Origin of the sequence: Amycolatopsis thailandensis, from assembly GCF_042723255.1 — a bacterium.
Taxonomy (GTDB): domain Bacteria; phylum Actinomycetota; class Actinomycetes; order Mycobacteriales; family Pseudonocardiaceae; genus Amycolatopsis; species Amycolatopsis thailandensis.
On sequence record NZ_JBHXJK010000064.1, the window covers coordinates 1 to 20,766 of the forward strand.

23 protein-coding genes are annotated in these 20,766 nt (G+C 68.0%); 6 read left to right on the forward strand and 17 right to left on the reverse strand.

Annotation, left to right across the window (positions count from 1 at the left end; translation table 11 throughout):
* Positions 1 to 52: 52 nt before the first annotated feature.
* Both ACFWMR_RS24610 and ACFWMR_RS24615 read right to left on the reverse strand, forming a co-directional pair.
* Positions 53 to 1,432: a dicarboxylate/amino acid:cation symporter gene (locus tag ACFWMR_RS24610; protein WP_378380048.1), complete on the reverse strand. Its 1,380-nt coding sequence runs from the start codon at positions 1,430 to 1,432 to the stop codon at positions 53 to 55.
* Between the two features lie 100 nt (positions 1,433 to 1,532).
* A complete protein-coding gene (locus tag ACFWMR_RS24615) occupies positions 1,533 to 2,162 on the reverse strand; it encodes a Maf family protein (RefSeq protein WP_093934971.1) in 630 nt (209 codons plus the stop codon).
* Positions 2,163 to 2,328: 166 nt separating this feature from the next.
* Here ACFWMR_RS24615 and ACFWMR_RS24620 point away from each other — a divergent pair, with 166 nt between their 5' ends.
* Complete coding sequence (locus ACFWMR_RS24620) at positions 2,329 to 4,134, forward strand: glycoside hydrolase family 3 protein (RefSeq protein WP_378380049.1); 1,806 nt, start codon at positions 2,329 to 2,331, stop codon at positions 4,132 to 4,134.
* Positions 4,135 to 4,259: 125 nt separating this feature from the next.
* On the opposite strand, the gene ACFWMR_RS24625 is transcribed toward ACFWMR_RS24620, so the two are convergent.
* From ACFWMR_RS24625 to ACFWMR_RS24675, 11 genes are all read right to left on the reverse strand, one after another.
* The gene (locus ACFWMR_RS24625) at positions 4,260 to 5,873 is read right to left on the reverse strand and encodes a DHA2 family efflux MFS transporter permease subunit (RefSeq protein WP_378380050.1); all 1,614 of its coding nucleotides are present in this window, start codon (positions 5,871 to 5,873) and stop codon (positions 4,260 to 4,262) included.
* On the reverse strand, positions 5,854 to 6,480 hold the full coding sequence (locus ACFWMR_RS24630; RefSeq protein ID WP_093934905.1) for a PadR family transcriptional regulator: 627 nt from the start codon (positions 6,478 to 6,480) through the stop codon (positions 5,854 to 5,856). Before ACFWMR_RS24630 ends, ACFWMR_RS24625 begins: the two co-directional genes overlap by 20 nt.
* A gap of 400 nt (positions 6,481 to 6,880) precedes the next feature.
* Positions 6,881 to 7,201, reverse strand: a complete 321-nt coding sequence (locus ACFWMR_RS24635) for a hypothetical protein (RefSeq protein ID WP_093934904.1) — start codon at positions 7,199 to 7,201, stop codon at positions 6,881 to 6,883.
* On the reverse strand, positions 7,198 to 7,407 hold the full coding sequence (locus tag ACFWMR_RS24640; RefSeq protein ID WP_378276734.1) for a DUF397 domain-containing protein: 210 nt from the start codon (positions 7,405 to 7,407) through the stop codon (positions 7,198 to 7,200). The genes ACFWMR_RS24635 and ACFWMR_RS24640 overlap by 4 nt, the downstream gene beginning before the upstream one ends.
* Before the next feature lie 197 nt (positions 7,408 to 7,604).
* Positions 7,605 to 8,438, reverse strand: coding sequence for a helix-turn-helix domain-containing protein (locus ACFWMR_RS24645; RefSeq protein WP_378380051.1), 834 nt, complete (start codon positions 8,436 to 8,438; stop codon positions 7,605 to 7,607).
* Positions 8,439 to 8,558: 120 nt separating this feature from the next.
* Positions 8,559 to 8,777 carry an acyl-CoA carboxylase subunit epsilon gene (locus ACFWMR_RS24650; protein WP_093934901.1) on the reverse strand — a complete coding sequence of 73 codons (219 nt, stop codon included), beginning with the start codon at positions 8,775 to 8,777 and terminating at the stop codon, positions 8,559 to 8,561.
* Complete coding sequence (locus ACFWMR_RS24655; RefSeq protein WP_378276732.1) at positions 8,774 to 10,411, reverse strand: acyl-CoA carboxylase subunit beta; 1,638 nt, start codon at positions 10,409 to 10,411, stop codon at positions 8,774 to 8,776. Before ACFWMR_RS24655 ends, ACFWMR_RS24650 begins: the two co-directional genes overlap by 4 nt.
* A gap of 351 nt (positions 10,412 to 10,762) precedes the next feature.
* On the reverse strand, positions 10,763 to 11,425 hold the full coding sequence (locus ACFWMR_RS24660) for a response regulator (protein WP_093934899.1): 663 nt from the start codon (positions 11,423 to 11,425) through the stop codon (positions 10,763 to 10,765).
* Complete coding sequence (locus ACFWMR_RS24665; protein ID WP_093934898.1) at positions 11,422 to 12,573, reverse strand: sensor histidine kinase; 1,152 nt, start codon at positions 12,571 to 12,573, stop codon at positions 11,422 to 11,424. Before ACFWMR_RS24665 ends, ACFWMR_RS24660 begins: the two co-directional genes overlap by 4 nt.
* A gap of 68 nt (positions 12,574 to 12,641) precedes the next feature.
* On the reverse strand, positions 12,642 to 13,454 hold the full coding sequence (locus ACFWMR_RS24670) for an SRPBCC family protein (protein WP_378380052.1): 813 nt from the start codon (positions 13,452 to 13,454) through the stop codon (positions 12,642 to 12,644).
* A gap of 52 nt (positions 13,455 to 13,506) precedes the next feature.
* On the reverse strand, positions 13,507 to 14,277 hold the full coding sequence (locus tag ACFWMR_RS24675) for an NAD(P)H-dependent oxidoreductase (protein ID WP_378380053.1): 771 nt from the start codon (positions 14,275 to 14,277) through the stop codon (positions 13,507 to 13,509).
* A gap of 44 nt (positions 14,278 to 14,321) precedes the next feature.
* Here ACFWMR_RS24675 and ACFWMR_RS24680 point away from each other — a divergent pair, with 44 nt between their 5' ends.
* The 5 genes from ACFWMR_RS24680 (at position 14,322) to ACFWMR_RS24700 (ending at position 18,665) form a co-directional block, all read left to right on the forward strand.
* Complete coding sequence (locus ACFWMR_RS24680; RefSeq protein WP_378380054.1) at positions 14,322 to 15,332, forward strand: GlxA family transcriptional regulator; 1,011 nt, start codon at positions 14,322 to 14,324, stop codon at positions 15,330 to 15,332.
* A 61-nt stretch (positions 15,333 to 15,393) separates the two neighbouring features.
* Positions 15,394 to 16,092 carry a lysoplasmalogenase family protein gene (locus ACFWMR_RS24685; RefSeq protein WP_378380055.1) on the forward strand — a complete coding sequence of 233 codons (699 nt, stop codon included), beginning with the start codon at positions 15,394 to 15,396 and terminating at the stop codon, positions 16,090 to 16,092.
* 59 nt (positions 16,093 to 16,151) lie between these two features.
* On the forward strand, positions 16,152 to 16,469 hold the full coding sequence (locus ACFWMR_RS24690) for an ArsR/SmtB family transcription factor (protein ID WP_378380077.1): 318 nt from the start codon (positions 16,152 to 16,154) through the stop codon (positions 16,467 to 16,469).
* Positions 16,466 to 16,906, forward strand: a complete 441-nt coding sequence (locus ACFWMR_RS24695) for an SRPBCC domain-containing protein (protein ID WP_378276725.1) — start codon at positions 16,466 to 16,468, stop codon at positions 16,904 to 16,906. Before ACFWMR_RS24690 ends, ACFWMR_RS24695 begins: the two co-directional genes overlap by 4 nt.
* Positions 16,907 to 16,910: 4 nt before the next feature.
* The gene (locus ACFWMR_RS24700) at positions 16,911 to 18,665 is read left to right on the forward strand and encodes a S9 family peptidase (RefSeq protein ID WP_378380056.1); all 1,755 of its coding nucleotides are present in this window, start codon (positions 16,911 to 16,913) and stop codon (positions 18,663 to 18,665) included.
* On the opposite strand, the gene ACFWMR_RS24705 is transcribed toward ACFWMR_RS24700, so the two are convergent.
* The 4 genes from ACFWMR_RS24705 to ACFWMR_RS24720 all read right to left on the reverse strand — a co-directional run bounded on the left by ACFWMR_RS24705 (position 18,662) and on the right by ACFWMR_RS24720 (position 20,740).
* On the reverse strand, positions 18,662 to 19,093 hold the full coding sequence (locus ACFWMR_RS24705; protein ID WP_093934890.1) for a VOC family protein: 432 nt from the start codon (positions 19,091 to 19,093) through the stop codon (positions 18,662 to 18,664). The genes ACFWMR_RS24700 and ACFWMR_RS24705 overlap by 4 nt on opposite strands.
* A gap of 57 nt (positions 19,094 to 19,150) precedes the next feature.
* Complete coding sequence (locus ACFWMR_RS24710; RefSeq protein WP_378380057.1) at positions 19,151 to 19,771, reverse strand: LysE/ArgO family amino acid transporter; 621 nt, start codon at positions 19,769 to 19,771, stop codon at positions 19,151 to 19,153.
* Between the two features lie 237 nt (positions 19,772 to 20,008).
* The gene (gene trxA / locus ACFWMR_RS24715) at positions 20,009 to 20,344 is read right to left on the reverse strand and encodes a thioredoxin (protein WP_093934888.1); all 336 of its coding nucleotides are present in this window, start codon (positions 20,342 to 20,344) and stop codon (positions 20,009 to 20,011) included.
* On the reverse strand, positions 20,345 to 20,740 hold the full coding sequence (locus tag ACFWMR_RS24720; protein WP_093934887.1) for a MerR family transcriptional regulator: 396 nt from the start codon (positions 20,738 to 20,740) through the stop codon (positions 20,345 to 20,347).
* Positions 20,741 to 20,766: the final 26 nt, after the last annotated feature.

Here is a 20,766-nt window from a genome sequence, read left to right on the forward strand (position 1 = left end):
TCCTTGCGCCAGGCGCAAGGAAGGGGGCCTTCATGTACTCAAAGCAGAGCCGTCAGGCCCCAGCGGTAGCCGGTTCCTTCTCTGAATCCGAATCCGAATCCGAAGGAGCAGTAGCCGCTTCGCCGCTGTCAGTGGGCGAAGGGTCCGTAGGCGAGTTGAGCACCTCGTCGTCCAGGATGCCTTCGCCGCGAGCGACGACGACCGGCACGACGATCTGGCCCGCGACGTTGGTCGCGGTCCGGATCATGTCCATGATCGGGTTCACCGAGTAGATCAGCGCGATCCCGAGCGCGACCTGCGCCGGGTCGAGCCCGATCACCGAGGCGGTCAGGGTCAGCGCGGCCAGCCAGCCGGTGACGCCCGCGGTCGCCAGCGCGCCGAACACCGCGGCCGCGACGATCCCGAGGTACTGCCAGAAGCTCAGCGAAACGCCGGACAGGTTCGCGATGAAGATCGCGCCGATCGCCGGGAACACCGCCGCGCAACCGTCCATCTTCGTCGCGCTGGCCAGCGGAGTCGCGAAGCCCGCGTAGCCGGGCTGGACGCCCAGGTTCACCGCGGCCTGGCGGGTCAGCGGCAGGGTCGCGCCCGAGGAGGACGACGCGAACGCGAACTGGATCGCGGTGCCCGCCTTGGAGAAGAACCTCAGCGGGCTGACCTTCGCCACGAACTGCAGCAGGATCGGGTAGACCACGAACAGGACCAGGAAGCAGCCGACGTACACCGCGAGAGTGGCGGTGAACAGGGGCTTGAACAGCGAGTCACCGTAGGTCGACACGGCCTTGCCGATCAGGCCGATGATGCCGATCGGGGCCAGGCGCACGATCCAGCCGAGGTAGCGCTGGATGATCTCGAAGACGCTGCTCGTGAAGTCGACGAACGGCTTCGCCTTGTCGCCGAGGCTGTAGGCGGCCGCACCGATCAGGACGGCCAGGAACAGCACCTGAAGCGTCTCGCCCTCGGTGAAGGCGGTGAGGAAGTTCTTCGGCAGCAACCCGTTGATGAAGTCGCTCCACGAACCCCAGGTCGCCTTGGCGGCCTTGTCGGTGTTCTTCGCGGTCGCGGCGACACCTTCGCCGAGACCGCCGCTGCCCGGATTGAACAGCTTCGCGACGGCGATGCCGATCAGCGAGGCGATGAACGAGGTGATCGCGAACCACAGCACGGTCTTGCCGCCCAGCCGCGCGGCCTTCTTGCCGCCGCCGAGGTTGCGCAGGCTGCTGATGCCGACCACGATCGCCGTGAAGACCAGCGGGATCACCGCGATCTGCAGCAGCGTCGTGAAGATCGAGCCGATCTGGGCGAGCAGTTCGGTCAGCCAGCTCGCTTCGGTGCTCCTGGCGAGGACGCCGAGAAGGGCACCCACGACGAGCGAGCCGAGGACTGCCACCGCGAAGACTTTTGGCCTGGTGTAGGTCCGAATGAAAGACACGGGGCGACTCCGGTGCGTGAAAGTTTCCTGATTGGCCGAACGTGAAGAACGTTCGGCGAAGCAGGACTCTTCCGGATCACCCGATCGTGTGGGAGCTGTCTCAGGATGCGGGACGGGTCCAAAGATCGATGACGCTCACGCCGACCTCGGTCAGCAAACGCCGGGTCAGCGGCAGGCTGATCCCGATGACGCTGGAGAAATCGCCGTCGATTCCCTCGATGAACCAGCCGCCACGGCCGTCCAGGGTGAACCCGCCGGCGACCTGAAGCGGCTCGCCGGACGCGATGTACGCCTCGATCTCTTCTTGCGACGGTGTGCCGAAGCGAACAGTCGTGCCTTCGGTCCCGGAGGCTTCCTTCGTCCTCTCGCCGTTCTCGACGCGGATGATCGAGTGGCCGGTGAGAAGTTCACCGGTCTTGCCCGCCATCGACGCCCAGCGCTCGCGCGCGGCCTCCGGCGTGAGCGGCTTCCCGACCATTTCGCCGTTGATCGACAGCATCGAATCGCAGCCAACGATGACCATGTCGGCGTGCGTTCCGGCGAGCGTCTCGTAGACGGCTTCGGCCTTCGCGACGGCGAGCGCGCGGACCAGCTCCACCGGGGCCGGATCGGTCAGGGACGCGGCAACCGCGTCCTCGTCGACGCCGGAGACGACGACGCTCGGATCGAAGCCGGCGGAACGCAGGACACCGAGGCGGGCAGGGGACTGGGACGCGAGGACGAAACGCACCATCGGAAGGTACTCGACGGCCCTCCGTTGCCCGATTGTGACCTGGAACACCCGGGCGTGAAGCTAGTTTGTTGTGGCGCGCAACATATGGATCGTTCGAGCTACGGAGGAACCAATGCCGCCCCGCCTCCGCGTCAGAAGATCACTTCGCACGACGCAAACCACAGTGCTCGCAGGCCTGCTCGTGGCCGGTTCGGCCCTCGCTCCGATGGCGTCGGCCGGCCCCGGGCCGCTGTACAAGAACCCGCACGCTTCGACGTCCGCGCGGGTGAACGACCTGCTCAAGCGGATGAGCCTCGACGACAAGATCGGCCAGATGACCCAGGCCGAACGCGGCGCGGTCACCCCCGAGGGGGCCGCCGCGCTCAAACTGGGGTCCTTGCTCTCCGGCGGTGGCTCGGTGCCCGCCAGCAACACGCCGACCGGCTGGGCCGACATGGTCGACTCGTACCAGAAGGCGGCGGTCTCGACGCCGCTCGGCATTCCCACGCTGTACGGCGTCGACGCCGTACACGGTCACAACAACGTCTACGGCGCGACGATCTTCCCGCACAACATCGGCCTCGGCGCGGCCAACAATCCGCGCCTGGTCGAGAAGATCGGCCGCGCGACGGCGGTGGAAGTCGCCGGAACCGGTCCGCAGTGGGACTTTTCGCCGTGCCTGTGCGTCGCCCGTGACGACCGCTGGGGCCGGACTTACGAATCCTTCGGCGAATCCCCGCGCGACGCCATCGCCAACGCGTCGGCGATCACCGGCCTTCAGGGGCGCGAACTGGGGGAGCGGCCGGGTTCGGTGCTCGCGACGGCGAAGCACTACGTCGGCGACGGCGGTACGACGAACGGCGTCGACCAGGGCGACACCGCGATCAGCGAACGCGAACTGCGCCGGATCCACCTGCCGCCGTTCCGCGAGGCGATCGACCGCGGCGTCGGCTCGGTGATGATCTCGTTCTCCAGCTTCCAAGGTGTGCGCATGCACGCCCAGAAGTACCTGATCACCGACGTCCTCAAGAAGGAACTGCGCTTCTCCGGCCTGGTGATCTCGGACTACAACGCGATCAACCAGATCGACGGCGAGGAAGGCTTCACCCCCGAGGAGGTGCGGCTTTCGGTCAACGCGGGCATCGACATGTTCATGGTCCCGTGGGACGCGCCACAGTTCATCTCCTACCTCAAGGCCGAGGTCGAGGCGGGGCGTGTCTCGCGCGACCGGATCGACGACGCGAACCGCCGCATCCTGACGGAGAAGTTCGAACTCGGCCTGTTCGAGCATCCGTACACCGACCGCTCGCTCCAGAAAGCCTTCGGCGGCAAGGAACATCGCGAACTGGCCCGGCAGGCCGTCCGCGAATCCCAGGTGCTGCTGAAGAACGACGGTGTGCTGCCGCTGGCGAAGAAGGACAACAAGATCTTCGTCGCGGGCAAGAACGCGAACGACATCGGCAACCAGGCGGGCGGCTGGACGCTCACCTGGCAGGGCCAGAGCGGCCCGGTCATCCCGGGCACGACCATCCTCGACGGCCTGAAATCGGGCGCCGGGAAGGGAACCACGGTGACCTATGACCGTGAGGGTGACGGAATCGACAAGAGCTACCGGGTCGCGGTCGCCGTGGTGGGCGAAACGCCGTACGCCGAGGGGCAGGGAGACCGTCCGAACGGCTTCGGACTCGACGCGGAAGACCTCGCCACGATCGCCAAGCTGAAGAGCACCGGGGTTCCGGTCGTCGTGGTGACCGTGTCCGGCCGCCCGCTCGACATCGCCGCGCAACTGCCGCGCTTCGACGGGCTCGTCGCCGCTTGGCTCCCCGGTAGCGAAGGCGCCGGTGTCGCCGATGTCCTTTACGGCGACTACAACCCGACCGGGAAGCTGACGTTCAGCTGGCCCGCCAGTGCGGCGCAGGAACCGGTGAACGTCGGTGACGGCAAGAAGGCGCTGTACCCGTACGGCTACGGCCTGCGGTACCGCCGGTAGGACTCCGCCCTCCCGCGGATGAGATGAAAGGTCCTTTCCTTGCAAATTTCGCAAGGAAAGGACCTTTCATCGCGCCGGTGGTGGGCCCCGCGAACCGCATTCAGAGGACGAAACGCGGAAGGGGGTCAGGCGGCGCTGGGGGCGGGTTCCGGAGCCGGGGTGTGGTGGGCCCGCGGAACCGGACGGCGCATGGTGAGCGCGGCCAGCACGCCCAGCAGCAGCACCGCCGCCGGAAGCAGCAACGTCACCCTGGCCGCGTCGGTCAGTCCATTGTGGACGGCTTCGAGCGCGAGCCGCTGAGCCTGCTCGGCGACACCGGAAGGCAGGCCGGGCATCGTCGCGGGGCCGGAAGACCCGAACTCCCCGGTGGATTCCGCGGCCTTCGCGATGCCTTCCGCGAACGGTGCCCGGTACTGTTCCGGCAACGCGTTCGCGGCGGTCGCCGCCTCGTCGGCGATCGAAGCGCTGATCCGCGCCTGCAACAGCACGCCGACGGCCGCGCTGCCGAGCACGCCGCCGACCTGGCGAGCGGTGTTGAAGATGCCCGACGCGGTCCCGATGAGCCGCGGTTCGACCGAACTCATCGCCAGGTTGCCCATCGGCGCGAAAATGAACCCGATACCCGCGCCCGCCACCAGCAGCGCCGGCGTCAGTGCCCACGCGTTCGCGTCGGCACGGGCGAGCAGCGCCACCAGAACCATCCCCGCGGCCAGCGCGGACAGCCCGATGATCAGCAGGATCTTGCCGTTGACCTTGTCCGACGCGCGGCCGACGAACGGGCCGATCATGCCCGCCAGCAACGACATCGGCGCGAACAGCAGCCCGGACATCGTCGGCGACTCGCCCAGCACGGCCTGGATGTAGATCACCAGCGGCAGGAACATGCCGGTCATCGCGAAGCCGACGGTGACCGAGGTCAGCGTCCCGGCCGAGAAGTTGCGGTTCCCGAAAACGCTCAGCGGCAGCAGCGGTTCCTTGCGGTTGTACCGTTGCCACACCACGAAAGCGATCAGCAGGGCGACGCCGAAACCGATGATCTCGAGCACGGTGACCGGCCCGAACACCCGGCCCCAGTCGTAGTGCTGTCCATTTTGGACGCCGTAGACGATGCAGAACAGTCCCGCGCCGGACAGCAGGATTCCCGGCACGTCGAAGGAATGCGAGTGCTTCGGCTGCCAGTCCGGCACCTTGAGCAGCGCCAGCGCGATCGCGACCACGCCGACCGGCAGGTTGACGAAGAAGATCCATTCCCAGCCGAGGTGGTCGACGAGCACGCCCCCGAGCAGCGGACCGACGATGGCCGCGATTCCGGCGACACCACTCCAAAGACCCATGGCGGGGCCACGCTTCGACGGCGGGAACAGGTGACTGATGAACGCCAAGGTCTGCGGCGTCATCAAGGCGGCGCCGAGACCCTGCACCGCGCGGGCCGCGATGAGCATCTCGACCGAGCCGGACAGGCCGCACCACAGCGAGGCCAGCGTGAACACCACGAGCCCGGCCAGGTAGACGCGCTTCGGCCCGAAGCGGTCACCGAGGCGGCTGGCGAACAGCATCGGCACCGCGTAGGTGAGCAGGTAGACGCTGATCACCCAGACGATGGCGTTCAACCCGGCGCCGAGTTCGCGCAGCATCGCGGGAATCGCGGTCGAGACGATCGTGGTGTCCAGCAGGATCATGAAGAAACCCAGGCACAGCGCGGAAAGCGCGGCCCAGGGATTAGCTTGTCTTGCGTTCATCGCTGTCTTCCTCGGTGACCAGGTTCAGTTGTGGCGTGCAGTGGCCCTGGAACCGGATACGGCCGGATTCCAGGTCCTCGATCAGTTTTCGGGTCCACTCCAGCTCGAAGGCGCGCCGAGCGGAGGCGTAGGACCAGTCGAGCCAGTAGATCTCGGGCAGGTGCTGCTCGTTGACGACGCTTTCGAGCACGACCTTGTCGGCGGCGGCGGAGGCCTGGAGCCGCAGCACGCGGTGCTTGAGCTGGGTGATCGACATCTCCGGGCCCAGCTCGTCGATGACGGCGAGCGCGCTGAGGTACTCGGGGTACTCCTCGGCGGGCGTGCTGAGCATGTGCTGCGCGCGGACGACGAACTCGTCGCGGCCGGTGTCCGTCATCGCGTACACGGTGCGTTCGGGGCGCCTGCCGTCCCGTTGTGTCTCGACGACCTCGATGAAACCGTTCTGCACCAAGCGATCCACCGTGTGGTACAGCGACCCGGCCTTCACCTTGACGCGCGTGCTGACGTACCGCTCCTTCATCAGCTGCGCCATCTCGTAGGGGTGCATGGGCCGCTCGTGGAGGAGTTCCAGTACCGCCATGGCGAGCGGGGTGAGCTTCGCGGCCATGCCTGTTCCTCTCGGAAGATTCCGTATCGATTATTCCGCGTGGACTATATGGCACGACTCCGGCGGTCTTCAAGGGGGTTACGCCGTCCGTCGGCGGGCCGGGCGGCTCGCGCGGACGCACCTCGACGGAGGTGCCGGCGCCGGATGGGACGCGGGCCTCGCTCAGGAAACGGTCGAGACTATGGGGCGTCGGGAAACCGGTCAGCGCGGGCGACTGGGGCTCGGCTGGACGCTCTGAGACCGGGACGGCACGCCCGGTTACGGCCACGACGGCTCGGCCGTCGGGCGATACGCCTACCTGCGGGTGATTCCGTCCGCGGGTGCGGCCTTCGCGCCGGTGACATGGCGGACCATTCGCCACGGCCGGCCCGGGGCCTGGTCCCCGTCACCGCGGGGACGCTTAGTTCAGCGGTCTCGGACCGATTTCGCGGTCGAGGAAGCGGTGGTACTCGATGGCCGCCACCGAATTCTCGAGCTGTTCGAACGTCGGCGCGGGGAGCGCGCCGTTGAAGACGATCGTCAGGCTCTTCCGCGGGATGTTGATGACGTACGGATCGACGCCGAGCTCTTCGCAGTACTCGCGCAGGACGGCGGTCCAATGGTCCAGGTCCTCGTTCTCGCCGAGGTGCTCCCACCTCGCGACGATCCAGTTGCCGTTGATCAACTGGCCCGCCATCTCCCGTGGATGGTGGACCATGTACGGCTCGGCGACGTCGTTCATCGACCGAGGTGATCGAGGAGCGCGCTGAAGGACGCGGCCGGGACGACCAGAATCGGCCGGGACCGGTCCGGCAGCGCCCACTGCTTGGTGTCCCGGATGCCGACGAGGCCGGGCGCGCCGCCCACCTCGACACAGGCGTTCTCTTCCCAGTGCGTGTAGGTCGACTTGTGCCAGCCGGTCATGTTCTCGTGCCAGGTGGTGGTCATAGGAGGGCCTTTCCCCAGTGACTGTTTCGGCAAGTAGACGGGTTGCGCCGCAGCAAGGTTGGCGAAATCGGGTGATCTGTTCCGAATGGTCGGTGAACGGCTCGGCCGATCGCGTTCGGCGCACGAAAAGGGGCCTTCACCGACAGCCGCTTTACTCAAGATGCACCCTCAGGGTGCATAGCGCAAAGGGTCTTTTGTCACCGAAGTGGTTCGACCGCGAGCTGTCGGTAGTCGGCCGCGATCCGCGCCAGATGCGAGCAGGCGACGTCGTCGTAGGTGGCGTAGCGCTCGACTTCGGCGAAGTTCTTTTCGTAGTCGGCCACTTCGCGTTCGTCCGTGACGAGCGCCGTGGCCGTCTGCGTCCCGAGGAGCACCGCGCGCGAGTCGTAGATGTCGAAACCGTGGAGGACCGGGACCGAAACCGCCGTGGTCCACGGGATCACGCCCAGCCGGATCCGGCCGCGGCGCGACAGCTCGATGAGGTGGCAGACCTGGGCCTGCATGGTCGCCGCCCCGCCCATGTTCCAGCGCAGGGCGCCCTCGGTCACCACGAAGTGGAACTCACGGTCGGAGTCGAGGATCCGCTGGCGCTCCAGCCGGGCGTCGACCGTCTGGTCGCGCTCGGCGTCCGGCAGGGAAGTGCCGAACAGCGCGGTGATGTAGGCGCGGGTCTGGAGCAGGCCGAACACGATGGTCGGCTGGAAGCTCCGGATGCGGGCGGACGCGGTCTCGATCTTGCCGATGCGCTGCTGCATCCGCCAGGCACCGCGCTGGAAGACGACCCGGGCGGACGACGCTTCTTCGCGGAGGTCCCGCGTGATCGCGACCAGTTCCCGCCGGATCTTCGCCGGCGCGCGGTAGGCGCGGCACAGCGCGACGACCTGCTCCTCGGTCGGCATGAAGGCGCCGGTTTCGACGCGCGACACCTTCGATTGGCTGAGGCTCGTGAGCCTGGCCGCTTCGGTTCCGGACAACCCGGCGGCCTTGCGTAGACGGCGCAATTCGGCGGAGAGACGGTCTTGGTTGGTCACGCACGGCTTTCTGGGGCGATCGCGGATACCGAAGACCTGGCGAACCGGACGAGCCGGACCGCCAGATCAGCAACGATAGCCCGCGAAAGCCCGATCCGCGCGGTTCGCCGTGACCCGGTTTCAGCGAGGAAGCGCCGAGGCCCGCCAAGCGCCTTCGCCGGGCGCGAGCGGTGCCCGGACCAGCGAAGCCTTGTCGGCCCACCATGAATCCCGCTTCGGCGCCGGTTCCGGTGCCCGCGCGCTCGCCGCCGCCGCGACGACGGCGGTGAGCGCGGCGAGTTCGGTGTCGCTCGGATCGCCCTTGACGACCCGCAGCAGCGGGGTTTCGGGCGCGCTCACAGCGGGATGTTCCCGTGCTTCTTGGGCGGCAGCGTCTCCCGCTTGCCCTGGAGCAGCGAGAGCGCCTTCGCGATGTGCCCGCGGGTGTGCGCGGGCACGATCACCGAGTCGACGTAACCGCGCTCGGCCGCCGCGTACGGGTTCAGGAGCGTGTCTTCGTACTCCTGGATCAGCTCGGCCCGCAGCGCGTCGACGTCCTTGCCGTCGGCGGCGGCCGCGGCGAGCGTCTTGCGGTGCACGATGTTCGCCGCGCCCTGCGCGCCCATGACCGCGACCTGCGCTGTCGGCCACGCCAGGTTGACGTCCGCGCCGAGGTGCTTCGAGCCCATGACGTCGTACGCGCCGCCGTACGCCTTGCGGGTGATGACGGTGACGAGCGGGACGGTCGCCTCGGCGTAGGCGTAGATCAGCTTCGCGCCGCGCCGGATGATGCCGTTCCACTCCTGGTCGGTGCCGGGGAGGAAGCCCGGGACGTCGACGAAGGTCAGCACGGGGATGTTGAACGCGTCGCAGGTGCGCACGAACCGCGCGGCCTTCTCGGACGCGTCGATGTCGAGGCAGCCGGCGAACTGGGTCGGCTGATTCGCCACGATGCCGACGCTGCGCCCGTCCACCCGGCCGAAGCCGACCAGGATGTTGGGCGCGAACAGCTCGTGGACTTCGAGGAAGTCGCCGTCGTCGACGACGCGGTTGATGACCTCGTGCATGTCGTACGGCTGGTTCGGCGAGTCCGGGATCAGCGTGTCGAGCTCGCGGTCGGTCTCGGTGACGTCGTCGAAGAAGCCACCAGGCGCCGAGTCGGTCTCGAACAGCGGAGCCTCGGACAGGTTGTTCGCCGGGAGGAACGCGAGCAGTTCCTTGACGTAGGCGATGGCGTCCTCGTCGTCGGAGCCGAGATAGTGCGCGACGCCCGAACGGGTGTTGTGCGTGCGCCCGCCGCCGAGTTCTTCGAAGGAGACCTCTTCGCCGGTCACGGTCTTCACGACGTCGGGGCCGGTGATGAACATGTGCGAGGTCTTGTCGACCATCACCACGAAGTCGGTCAGCGCCGGGGAGTAGACGTGCCCGCCGGCGTTGGCGCCCATGATCAGCGAGATCTGCGGGATGACGCCGGACGCCTTGACGTTGCGGTTGAAGATCTCGCCGTACAGCCCGAGCGAGACGACGCCTTCCTGGATGCGCGCGCCGCCGCCTTCGTTGATGCCGATGATCGGGCGGCCGGTCTTGATCGCCAGGTCCATCACCTTGACGATCTTTTCGCCGTACACCTCGCCGAGCGAGCCGCCGAAGACGGTGACGTCCTGGCTGAACACGCACACCGGGCGCCCGTCGACCGTGCCGTAACCGGTGACGACGCCGTCGCCGTAAGGCCGGTTCTTCTCCTGGCCGAAGTTGACCGAGCGGTGCTTCGCCAGCTCGTCCAGCTCGACGAAGGAGCCTTCGTCCAGGAGCAGGTCGATTCGCTCGCGAGCGGTCTTCTTGCCCTTGGCGTGCTGTTTCTCCACCGCCCTCGCGGAACCCGCGTGCACCGCCTCGTCGTACCGGCGGTACAGGTCGGCCAGCTTGCCGGCCGTGGTGTGGATGTCCGGTTCGTTCTCGGGCGGCGTCCCGAGCGGCTCCGTCGCACTGCTCATGAAACCGCAGCCTAGCTACTCGACGGTCACTTCGCGTGTGGCGTAGGCAACGTCCCACGTCAGGCGGAAGCGCGTATGCCGGGGTCGCGGCGGGCCCGGCTCGGTGACCAAGCTCTGCACTTTCGCGTGACTGGGTGGACGGCGCATGTGATCAGGTGGACGACACGCGTGACCAGATGGACGACACTCTCGCGGCCGAGGCTCCGGTCCCTGGCGTCCATCCAGACACGCGTGTCGTCCGTCCGGTCACGCGTGTCGTCCACCTCGTCACGCGAAACCGCCTGACTGTCGGTACCCAAGACACCCCGGACGAGACGCGTGACCAGACCAGCCCGCCGGTCGGACAGAGCGCTAGACCGAGGCCCGGACCAGGCCCGACTCGTAGGCCGCGATCACCAGCTGCGCCCGGTCCCGCGCCGCGAGTTTGTGCAGGAGGTGGCTGATGTGCGTCTTCACCGTCGCCAGCCCGAGGTGCAGCGAGCCGGCGATCTCGTCGTTCGACAGGCCTCGCGCGATCAGGCTCAGGACCTCCCGCTCGCGCGTGGTGATGTTGTCGAGTGAGGCCGCGACGCGCTGGCCGGGTTCGGGCAGCCGGGCGAACTCGGCGATGAGCCGGCGCGTGATCGACGGGGCGAGCAGCCCTTCGCCCGCCGCGACGACCCGGATCGCGGTCAGCAGCTCGGCGGGCGGGGTGTCCTTCAGCAGGAATCCGCTCGCGCCCGCGCGCAGCGCCGAATAGACGTAAGAGTCGAGGTCGAAGGTCGTCAGCATCAGCACGTGGACCCCTTCGGTGCCGCTCGACGCGCAGATCCGCCGGGTCGCCTCGATCCCGTCCATCTCGGGCATGCGGACGTCCATCAGCACGACGTCGGGGCGTTCCTTCCCGGCCAGTTCCACCGCCTCCGCGCCGTCGCCGGCCTCCCCGACGACTTCGAGATCCGGCGCGCTGTCGACGAGCACACGGAAGCTGCCGCGCAGCAGCGCCTGGTCGTCGGCGATCAGTACGCGGATCATCGTGTCCCCATTTCCTTGGCGGCGTACGGCAGCCGCGCGTACACCCGGAATCCCCCGGCGGGCAGGGGGCCCGCTTCGAAGTCTCCACCGTAGACCGCGACGCGTTCGCGCATGCCGATCAGACCGTGGCCGCCGACGGTCGCGGGCGAGCCTTCGCCGCGGCCGTCGTCGACGATCTCGACGCTGACCTCGCCCGGGTCTTCGGTGATCGTGATCCGGCAGGACGACGGCCCCGCGTGCTTCACGACGTTGGTCACCGCCTCCTGCGTGATGCGGTAGACGGAAAGCGCGACGCCTTCGGGAAGGTCGTCGATCAGCTCGCCGGTCAGCTCGACGCGCACTCCGGCCTGTCCGGCGCGTTCGGCCAGCGTCCGCAGGTCGGAGAGTTTCGGCGCGGGACCGAGCGCGGCCTCGGGCGTTCCGTCGCCGGAGCGCAGGACGCCGAGCATCCGCCGGAGTTCGACGAGGGTTTCGCGGCTGGTGAGTTCGATGACCCGCAGCGCTTCCTGCGCTTCTTCGGGTTGTTCCCGGGCGACGTGGTTGCCGACGGCCGCCTTGACCGCGATCAGGCTCATGCTGTGCGCGACGACGTCGTGCATCTCGCGGGCGATCCGCAGCCGTTCGTCGGAGACGGCCTGATTCGCCTGGGTTTCGGCGAGCTGGGCGAGGTTCGCGCGTCGTTGCCGCGTCATCCAGCCCAGCGCCCACGAACCCGCCACCCCGCCGCCCGCGAAGGCCGTCGACGCGATCGTGTTCGGCCCGAGCCGCAGGAGCTCGAAGATCATGACGACGACCAGGCCGAGGCCCATCGCGATCAGCGACGTGATCCGGTGGTGTTTCAGCGCCACGGTGTACAGGGCGCACCCGGTGGCCAGGAGTGCGGCCGGGGCCAGTCCGTTGCCGGCGATCAGGGCGGGAACGAAGCTGCCCAGGCCGAGGCCGTAGGCGATCAGGGGCCGGTGACGGCGCAGCGCGATCGCGACACCGCTGGCGGCGACCGTCGCCCACGCGAGCCACATCGGGATCGCGACGAGGAACGTCCAGGTGCCCGCCGAAAGGTTCCCGCCGACGGCCACGACGAGGACCAGCGCGAGGAGCACGTCGATCGTGTTCGCGACGCGGCGGGAAAGCCCCGACGGTTGTTTCATACGGCGAACTTATCCGGGAGGCCGCGATATCCGCGTCCGTCCGGTGGAGGTCATCCCCTGGGTGGAGATCAGCTTCGGTGCGCCGCCGCGAAGAACTCCTTCAGTTTCTCGCGCCAGCTTCGCAGCGCCTCGGGCACGACGTCTTCCTGTCCGGCCGGGACGGTCTGAGTCACCTCGACCATGGTGCCTTCGAGGTCGGAATGGCTGAACTCCCAGCGGACGACGCCGCCCTGCGGCAGCGAGTACTCCAGCAAGCGCGGGGGTTCCTCGCGGATGACCGTGCCCTTTTCGGCGGCGAGAAGGGCCCAGACCTCATCGAGGGGTTTCCAGACCAGATCCCGGCGGAAGCGGATCACCTTGCCCTCGCCGGTTTCCAGGACCTCACCGTCGGCGAGCCCGAACTCCTCGACATAGGCCTCGATGGGGCCGACCCAGTCCTTCGGCTGCTCAGGGTCTTCGCCGTCGAGCGACGCGGTGAGCGCGACGAGGCAGCTGTCCCAGCCGGCGGCGGTGCGGCCCGCCGCGATCCTCGCGATGGCGGGTTCGCCGCGGCCGAACGTATGCGTGAACAGCAGACGGCTGCCGTCACCGTCCGGGGTGATCTCCCAGCGCAGCACGTCGTCGTTCCAGCTGAACGCGAACAGGCGAGGCTCGTCGGCTTCGAGGACCTCGCCCGCCGTCGGGGTCTCATCGCCCTCGAAGGTGAACTCGATGGTCCCGCCCGGTCGTAAGTCGACGACGACCGCCGCCGGGAACCATTTCGCCAGCTCGGAAGGTTCGGTGACCGCTCGCCAGACCCGCTCCGGGCGGTGCGCGAGACGGCGTTCGATCCGCAGCGCGGGCCGTTCTCCGACGGTTTCCAACCGGGCGCGAGGGTTCACGGTTACCTCCTAATGTGCCTCCAGGGGAATATAACCGTGACGTGATATTAGGTCAACCGGCGAGGTGGACGCCGATGCCGCTCCGGCCGGGCGCGAACTCGTCGCGCAGGACCAGGCTGTCGTCGTAGTCGCCGCCGTTCTGGTGGCGGAACGGGATCGGGTCCTGAGTGGACAGTGTCCGCAGGCGCTCCCGCAGCGCTTCCGCGGCGGCGTCGTACTGCTCGGCGGAAAAGCGGTCGGCGCCGCAGATCGTCAGCGGGGGAAGGACGGACATCCCGGTGTACCAAAGGGCTCCGTGCTGCAATGGGAACAGGATCTCGTTGATCTCGCCGTTGACGCCGCGTGGTCCGACCGCGGCCTCCGGCGAGCCCGTGGTGAGTACGACCATGGCGCGTTTCCCGTTCATCGTGCCTTCGCCGTAGCGGGCCGTCCGGCCGTCGGGACGCTGGATGCCGTAGCCGAGACCCTTGACGAAGACGCGGTCGAACCAGCCCTTGAGGATGGCGGGCATTCCGTACCACCACAGGGGGAACTGGACGATCACGGTGTCCGCCCACGCCAGCTTCTCGTGTTCGGCGCGGATGTCGGCGCTGAGTTCGCCGGTCTGCAAGGCGCTCTTCGACGTCGAGCCGACGAACAGCCGGTCGCTTCCGGCGGCCGAGCCGAAGTCGTCGGCGTCGACGACGGGGTTCCACTTCATCGCGTACAGGTCGGATTCCCGGACGTCGGCGCCCTGCGCGCGAAGGGTGCGTACGCCCTCGTCGCGCAGTGAGCCGCCGAGGGAACGGGGTTCAGGGTGGGCGAAGATCCACAGCACGTTCATGTCCCCACCGTCGCGCGGCCGGGTGGTTCGGCGCGAGTGGCCCGATGGCCAACATGTGCAAGAATCAGGCCATGGGCTTTTTCGCACGTCCTGGCCGTCACCGGGTCGCCGTGCTGGTCCGGCACGGGATGCTGGTGATGGAGCTGGGCATCGTCACCCGGCTGTTCGGCACTGCCAAATCGGCCGACGGCGAGCCGCTCTACGAGGTCATCACCTGCACGCCGGAGCCCGGCCGGATCCGGACCGACGCCGACGTCACCGTCTCGGTCGGCCTCGGCCCGGAGGTCCTGGCCGAGGCCGACACCGTGATCATCCCGGCGTCGTCCATCGAGTACGAACCCTCGGGGCAGGACCTCACCGAACCGCTCGCGCGGGCGCTGGAGCTGATCCGGCCGGACGCCCGGATCGCGTCGATCTGCTCGGGCGCGTTCGTGCTCGCCGCCGCGGGCCTGCTCGACGGCCGGAAGGCGACCACGCACTGGCGTTCGGCGCTGGATTTCCAGGCGAAGTTCCCGAAGGTCGCCCTCGATCCCAACGTGCTCTACACCGACGACGGGAACGTGCTGACCTCGGCGGGTGTCGCGTCCGGGATCGACCTCTGCCTGCACATGATCCGGTGCGATCACGGCGCCGTCGTCGCGAACGAGGTCGCGCGCGGAACGGTCGTCTCGCCGCATCGCGAGGGCGGGCAGGCGCAGTTCATCCGGCGGCCGGTGCCGGAACCGCAGTCCTCGTCGACGGCGACCGCGCGGGCCTGGGCGCTGGAGAACCTCGACCGACCGCTGACCCTGCGCGAACTCGCGGCGAAAGAGGCGATGAGCACGAGGACGTTCACCCGGCGATTCCGCGACGAGGTCGGGATTTCGGCGTTGCAGTGGCTGACCCAGCAGCGGATCGAGCGAGCTCGTCAGCTGCTCGAAGAAACGGATCTGCCGGTGGACAAGGTCGCCACCGAGGCGGGTTTCGGCACCGCCGCGTCGCTGCGTCAGCACTTGCAGGCGGCGCTGGGAGTCTCGCCGAGCGCGTACCGGAACACCTTCCGTGAGGCCGTCTAGGAGACGCCCAGAGAGCTGACCTCCTGGTAACTTACCCAGAAATAAGTTCCGGAGGTGGTAGGTGAAGGCCCTCAAAATCGCCGAACGGGTGCTGTTCGGCGCCGCCGCGATCGGCACCGTGTATTCCGCCAGGACGGGCAATCGGAAGTTGCAGCTGGTGACCAAGCCCGCCGCGGTCCCGGTGCTCGTCGCCCGGGTCGCGCGGGCGCGCAAGCTCGCGCCGGGGGAGAAGGGCCTGCTCGTCGCCGCGCTGGTCGCGGCCGGGGCGGGCGACCACTTCATGGGCAGGTCCGACGAGGACGGCGAGCTGATCAAGGGCGCGACGTCGTTCGGCGTGATGCAGGTGCTGTATTCGGTGCTGCTGTGGCGTCGCGGCGCTCGTCCGCGCGCCGCGACCGCGCCGCCCCGCCTCGGGGCCTGGGCGGCGGCCGCCGTCGCGATGGCGCTGCCGAAGCCGTCTCCGGTGTCTTCGGTGCTTTCGGTCTATGGCGGCCTGCTGAGCACGACGTCGACCCTCGCCGCCGACCCGGTCCTGGCGCCGAAGGCCAAGGTCTCGGGCGGCATGGTCGTCCCGTCGGGTGACCGCCGGACCTGGATCGCGGCCGGCGCGCTGCTGTTCTCCGCGTCCGATCTGGCGATCCTGATCCGCCGCAACTTCGTCACCAGCGAGCGGGTGCGGGCCAACCTGGAGACCTTCGTGCTGACCTCGTACCTCGCCTCGCAGTGGCTGCTCGTCGAAGGTATGACCGCAGAAAGTTAAGTACTTGCTTGACTATTTCCTGGCGCGGGTGCATGGTTAAGCATGTGCCTAACCAACGGATGGACCAGGTGTTCAAGGCGCTTTCCGACGGAACGCGCCGCGAAATGATCGAGCGCCTCACCCGGGGACCCGCCTCGGTGGGGGAGCTCGCGCAGCCGTTGTCGATGTCGTTGCCCGCCGTGATGCAGCACCTCCAGGTGCTGGAGGCCAGCGGGCTCGTCCGGTCGGAGAAGGCGGGCCGCGTGCGGACCTGCCACCTCGAATCGGACGGCCTGCGGATGGCCGAGGACTGGCTCGGCGGGCAGCGCACCGGCTGGGAACACCGGCTCGACCGTCTCGGTGGCTTTCTGGAGTCCGACGAAGGGAAAAGGTCATGACCGTCAAACACGCCACTTTCACCCTGGAGCGCGTCTACCCCGTGTCGCCGGATCGCGTTTTCGCGGCCTGGTCCGACGCCGCCGCGAAAGCCGGCTGGTTCACCGTGCCCGGTGGCGGGCACTCCCTGGACTTCCGCGTCGGCGGCCGCGAGGTCACCACCGGTCCTCCCGACGACGGGAAGGGGATGGTGTTCGACGCGCGCTACGAGGACATCGCAGAGAACGAGCGGATCGTCTACTCGGGGACACTGTCCGCGAACGACGTCCTAGCGACGGTGTCGGTCACGACGGTGCTGCTCGAAGCCGAGGACGACGGCACCCGGCTGACGCTGATCGAACAGGGCACTTTCCTCGACGGGCACGAAGAACCGAGCTGGCGCGAGCAGGGCACCGGGACTTGGCTCGACAACCTGGGGAAGGTTTTCTCGGCAGTATGAACACATGCTGACCGCTGAGCTGATCGTCGACCATCATGTCCCGTCGGAACCCGCGCTGTCCCCGGACGGACTCCGGATCGCGTACCAGGTCGAGACCGTCGCCAAAGGCGCCCCCGAGATCTGGCTCGCGGACAGCGGCCGAGAACCCCGGAAGGTGGCCGAGGGAAGCTCGCCGAAGTGGTCGTCGGATTCCCTTCACTTCCTACGGGACGGCCGGATCCACACGGTGGACGGGCAACTCTTCGCCTGGGGGAGTGAGATCACCGGGTTCGTCCCGATGCGCGACCGGATCGTGTTCATCGCCGAGGACGAGACGCCGGCCGCGGACATCTGGGTCTGGAGCGAAAGTCTCCGCCCGGCGCGGCTGCGGAGCTTCGATCCGAAGGCCGGTGAGATCACCACACTGATCGAGGACCACGTGGTCGGGGTCGCCGGTCGTCAGGACGACAAGGCGGTCGCCGTCATCACCTGGTCGACGCCCGAGATCGATCCCGGCGGGCTCGAACCCCGGCTTTCCTTGCTGGACCTGGAAACCGGGGAACGGCGGGAGCTCGGGAAGACCCCGTTCGAGGCCGAGAGCCCGGTCTGGTGGCGGGAAGGCGACAGCTGGCACGTCGCGTATCTCGCGACGCCGGAGAGGGTGGGTGGCCGGGCGGTCTTCGACGTTCCCGTGGAAACAGGGGAGCACCGGAATCTGACACCGGAATCGGCCTGCCCGATCAGGCTCGCGCAGGTCGATTCCGGTGCGCCGTTGGTGCTCGTCGCGGACGGGCTGGACACCGCGCTTCATCGTCTCGGTGACGGCGAAGTGTCGTTCTGGCGCGGGCAAGCGGACGCGATCTCTTCGAACGGCGAGATCGTGGCCATCGTGCTGAGCACCGCCCATCAGCCGAAGGGTGTCCACAGTGGACCTGTGAGTGGGGCTTTGACGCGCGTCTCTGACCTGGTTCCGGAGTTCGCCGATATCACCTGGGGAACACAGGAACGCTTGTCCTATAAGGCTTTCGATGGCCTCGCCCTGGATGGCTTGCTCGTCCTTCCGCCGGGTAAGACGCGAGAGGACGGGCCCTTCTCCCTGATCACGATCCCGCACGGCGGACCGTACGACCGGCACGCGGACGGGTTCCGGCTCGCCTGGTTCCCGTCCGCGCAATGGCCGGCCTCGGCGGGACACGCCGTCTTCCTGCCGAATCCCCGTGGGGGACAAGGCCATGGTCATGAGTTCGCCGCTTCGGTCGCCGGACGTGTCGGCCTCGAAGAATGGAGGGACATCGAAACCGGGATCGACCTCCTCGTCGCCGAAGGGGTCGCCGATCCGGACCGGCTGGGGATCATGGGCGGGAGTCACGGCGGTTTCATGACGGCCTGGGCGGTCGGGCAGACCAGCCGGTTCAAGGCGGCCCTGATGGTGGCCGGGATCTGCGACTGGGGGATGCTCGCCGGGACCGGCGAATTCGGTCCTTACGATGCCCTGCTCGGCGGAAGTACCGGCTGGGAAGGGGAAGGCCCGCACCGGCACGACCGGCTGAGCCCGATCTCCTACGCGTCGAAGATCGAGACCCCTGTGCTGATCGCGCACGGCGCTGACGACACGAACGTCCCGTTGTCCCAGGCGGAATACTTCCACCGGGCGCTACGGCACTTCGGCGTCGAACACGACTTCGTCGTCTATCCAGGCGAAGGGCATTCGTTCCGCAAGCGGGAAAACCAGCTGGATCTGCTTCGCCGTATGCACGAGTGGTTCGCGCGCCTGCTTTAGCTCCAGTCGGTCGGCTCGCCGGGGACGTGCGTGCCGAAGGTCCATTCGTAGCCTTCGAGATCGTCGACGCGGAAGCGGTAATTGCCCCATTCGGTGTTCTCGGGCTTCCAGACCGTCGTCGCGCCGGCTTCGACGGCGGAGGCGAAAACGGCGTCCACGGCCTCTTGCGTCGGAAGGCTGACGTAGAGGCCGTGGCCGACCGTTTCCCCCTTGCGGTTCGCGCGGTCGTAGTCCTCCTCCGCGCTGAACACGATGATGGAGGCGCCGCCGAGCCGCAGTTCCGAATGCTGGATCAGGCCCTTGTCGTCCGGGTACTCCATGACGGTTTCGAAGCCGAAGGCGCGTTCGAGCCAGCGGAGCGCCTTCGCCGCGTCGTGGTAGGCGAGGTAGGAGTGGAGGGAGGCGGGGCGTTCCTGGGTTTCGGTCATGGGCACAGCCTGGCAACCGATGCGGACTGCCGCTGTCCTCGATTCTTTTCGGTGTCGTCAGATCAGGCGGATACCGAGTACGGCGATGAGCGCGCTGGACGTGAGCGCGGTCGCCAGTCGTCCACGACGTCCGGTCAACGCCTTGCCCAGCACCGCGCCGCCGCTCGCGAGGAGCAGTTGCCAGCTGGCCGAGGCCGCGAACGCCGCGATCACGAAGACCACGTGCTCCGACGTGCTCGCGGCGGCCATGTCCTCGCTGCCGAGCACGAGCGCGGTGAAGTAGACGACCGTCGTCGGGTTGAGCAGCGTGATCCCGAGCAGGCGCACGTAGGCCTTCAACGGTCCGATCGCGGCCGGTTCGGTCAGCTCGGCTTTCGCGGAGTCGCGGAAATTCCTTACCCCGGTGATTCCGATGTGGACGGCCAGCACGAGCAGCACCGCCACCGAAACCCAGCGCAGCGGCTCGGCGATCGGCTGGATGACCGAGACGAGGTTGCTGCCGCCGAGCACCGCGATCAGGGCGTAGAGCCCGTCGGCCGTGGCGATGCCCAAGGCGGCGTACGCGCCGATCTTGAGGCCTGCGCGAGCCGTCAGCACCACGAGATAGGTGCCGACCGCGCCCACCGGAATGGCGATGCCATACCCGGCGAGCAGGCCCGCGACGAGCGCGGCGCTCACGATCGGACTGGTGCCGGCCTCCGCCAGGACGTCTTCTGCTGCTGCGCCCGCACCCGTCGGACGACGGTGGGCGACGGCAGGAAGGCGAGGGTCGATGTCATGTGCTGAAGGATGCGAACGGACGGCCCCGGGCGCAACACAATTACGTCGCCGCCCACGCACCTGGATGTCATGAAAGGGTCTTTCCTGACGAAATTCGTCAGGAAAGACCCTTTCATGACACTGCCGGAAGGCGAGTCAGACGCGGGCCGCCTCCAGGACGGCGTCCAGGTCGGCCAGCAGCCGCGCCTTCGGCCGGGCCCCGACGGTCGTCCAAACAGGACTTCCGTCCCGGAAGAGGATCAGCGTCGGCAGGGACATGACCTGGTAATCCCTTGCGGTGAGGGGATTTTCGTCGGAGTTGAGCTTGCGGATGATCAGCGAGTCGGCGCGTTCCTCGGCGATCTCGGTGAGCACCGGGACGATCATGTGGCAAGGCGGGCACCACTGCGCCCAGAAGTCCACCAGGACGGGCTTCTCCTGCTCCAGGACCAGCTCTCGGAAGGTTTCGTCGGTGACGACGGAAAGGGACATTCAGGCCTCCTCGGTTCGCGGCACGACGACGCACGGCCCCGGCGGTGTCTTCAACGCGCCCGCGAGCTTGGTCAGCAGGCTGTCCCGCACGTCGTTGAGCCTGGCAAGACAGGCGTCCACCTCGGCGAGTTTGCGTTGGTAGACCTCGATCGAATCGGCGCACGAGTCGCCGGTCTCGTGACCGGCGCGCAGGCATTCGACGAACGGCCTGGTGTCCTCCAGACTGAGCCCGACCGCTTGCAGGGTCAGGATCTCGTTCACCAGGCGGTAGTCGTCCTCGTCGTACTCCCGGTACCCGTTCGACGCGCGCCGAGCGTCGAGAAGCCCTTGTGACTCATAGAAACGCAGCGCGCGCGTGGTGGTCCCGGTCCGCGCGGCGAGTTCGCCGATCCGCATGGTCCGAGCGTAAACCTTGCCCTTGG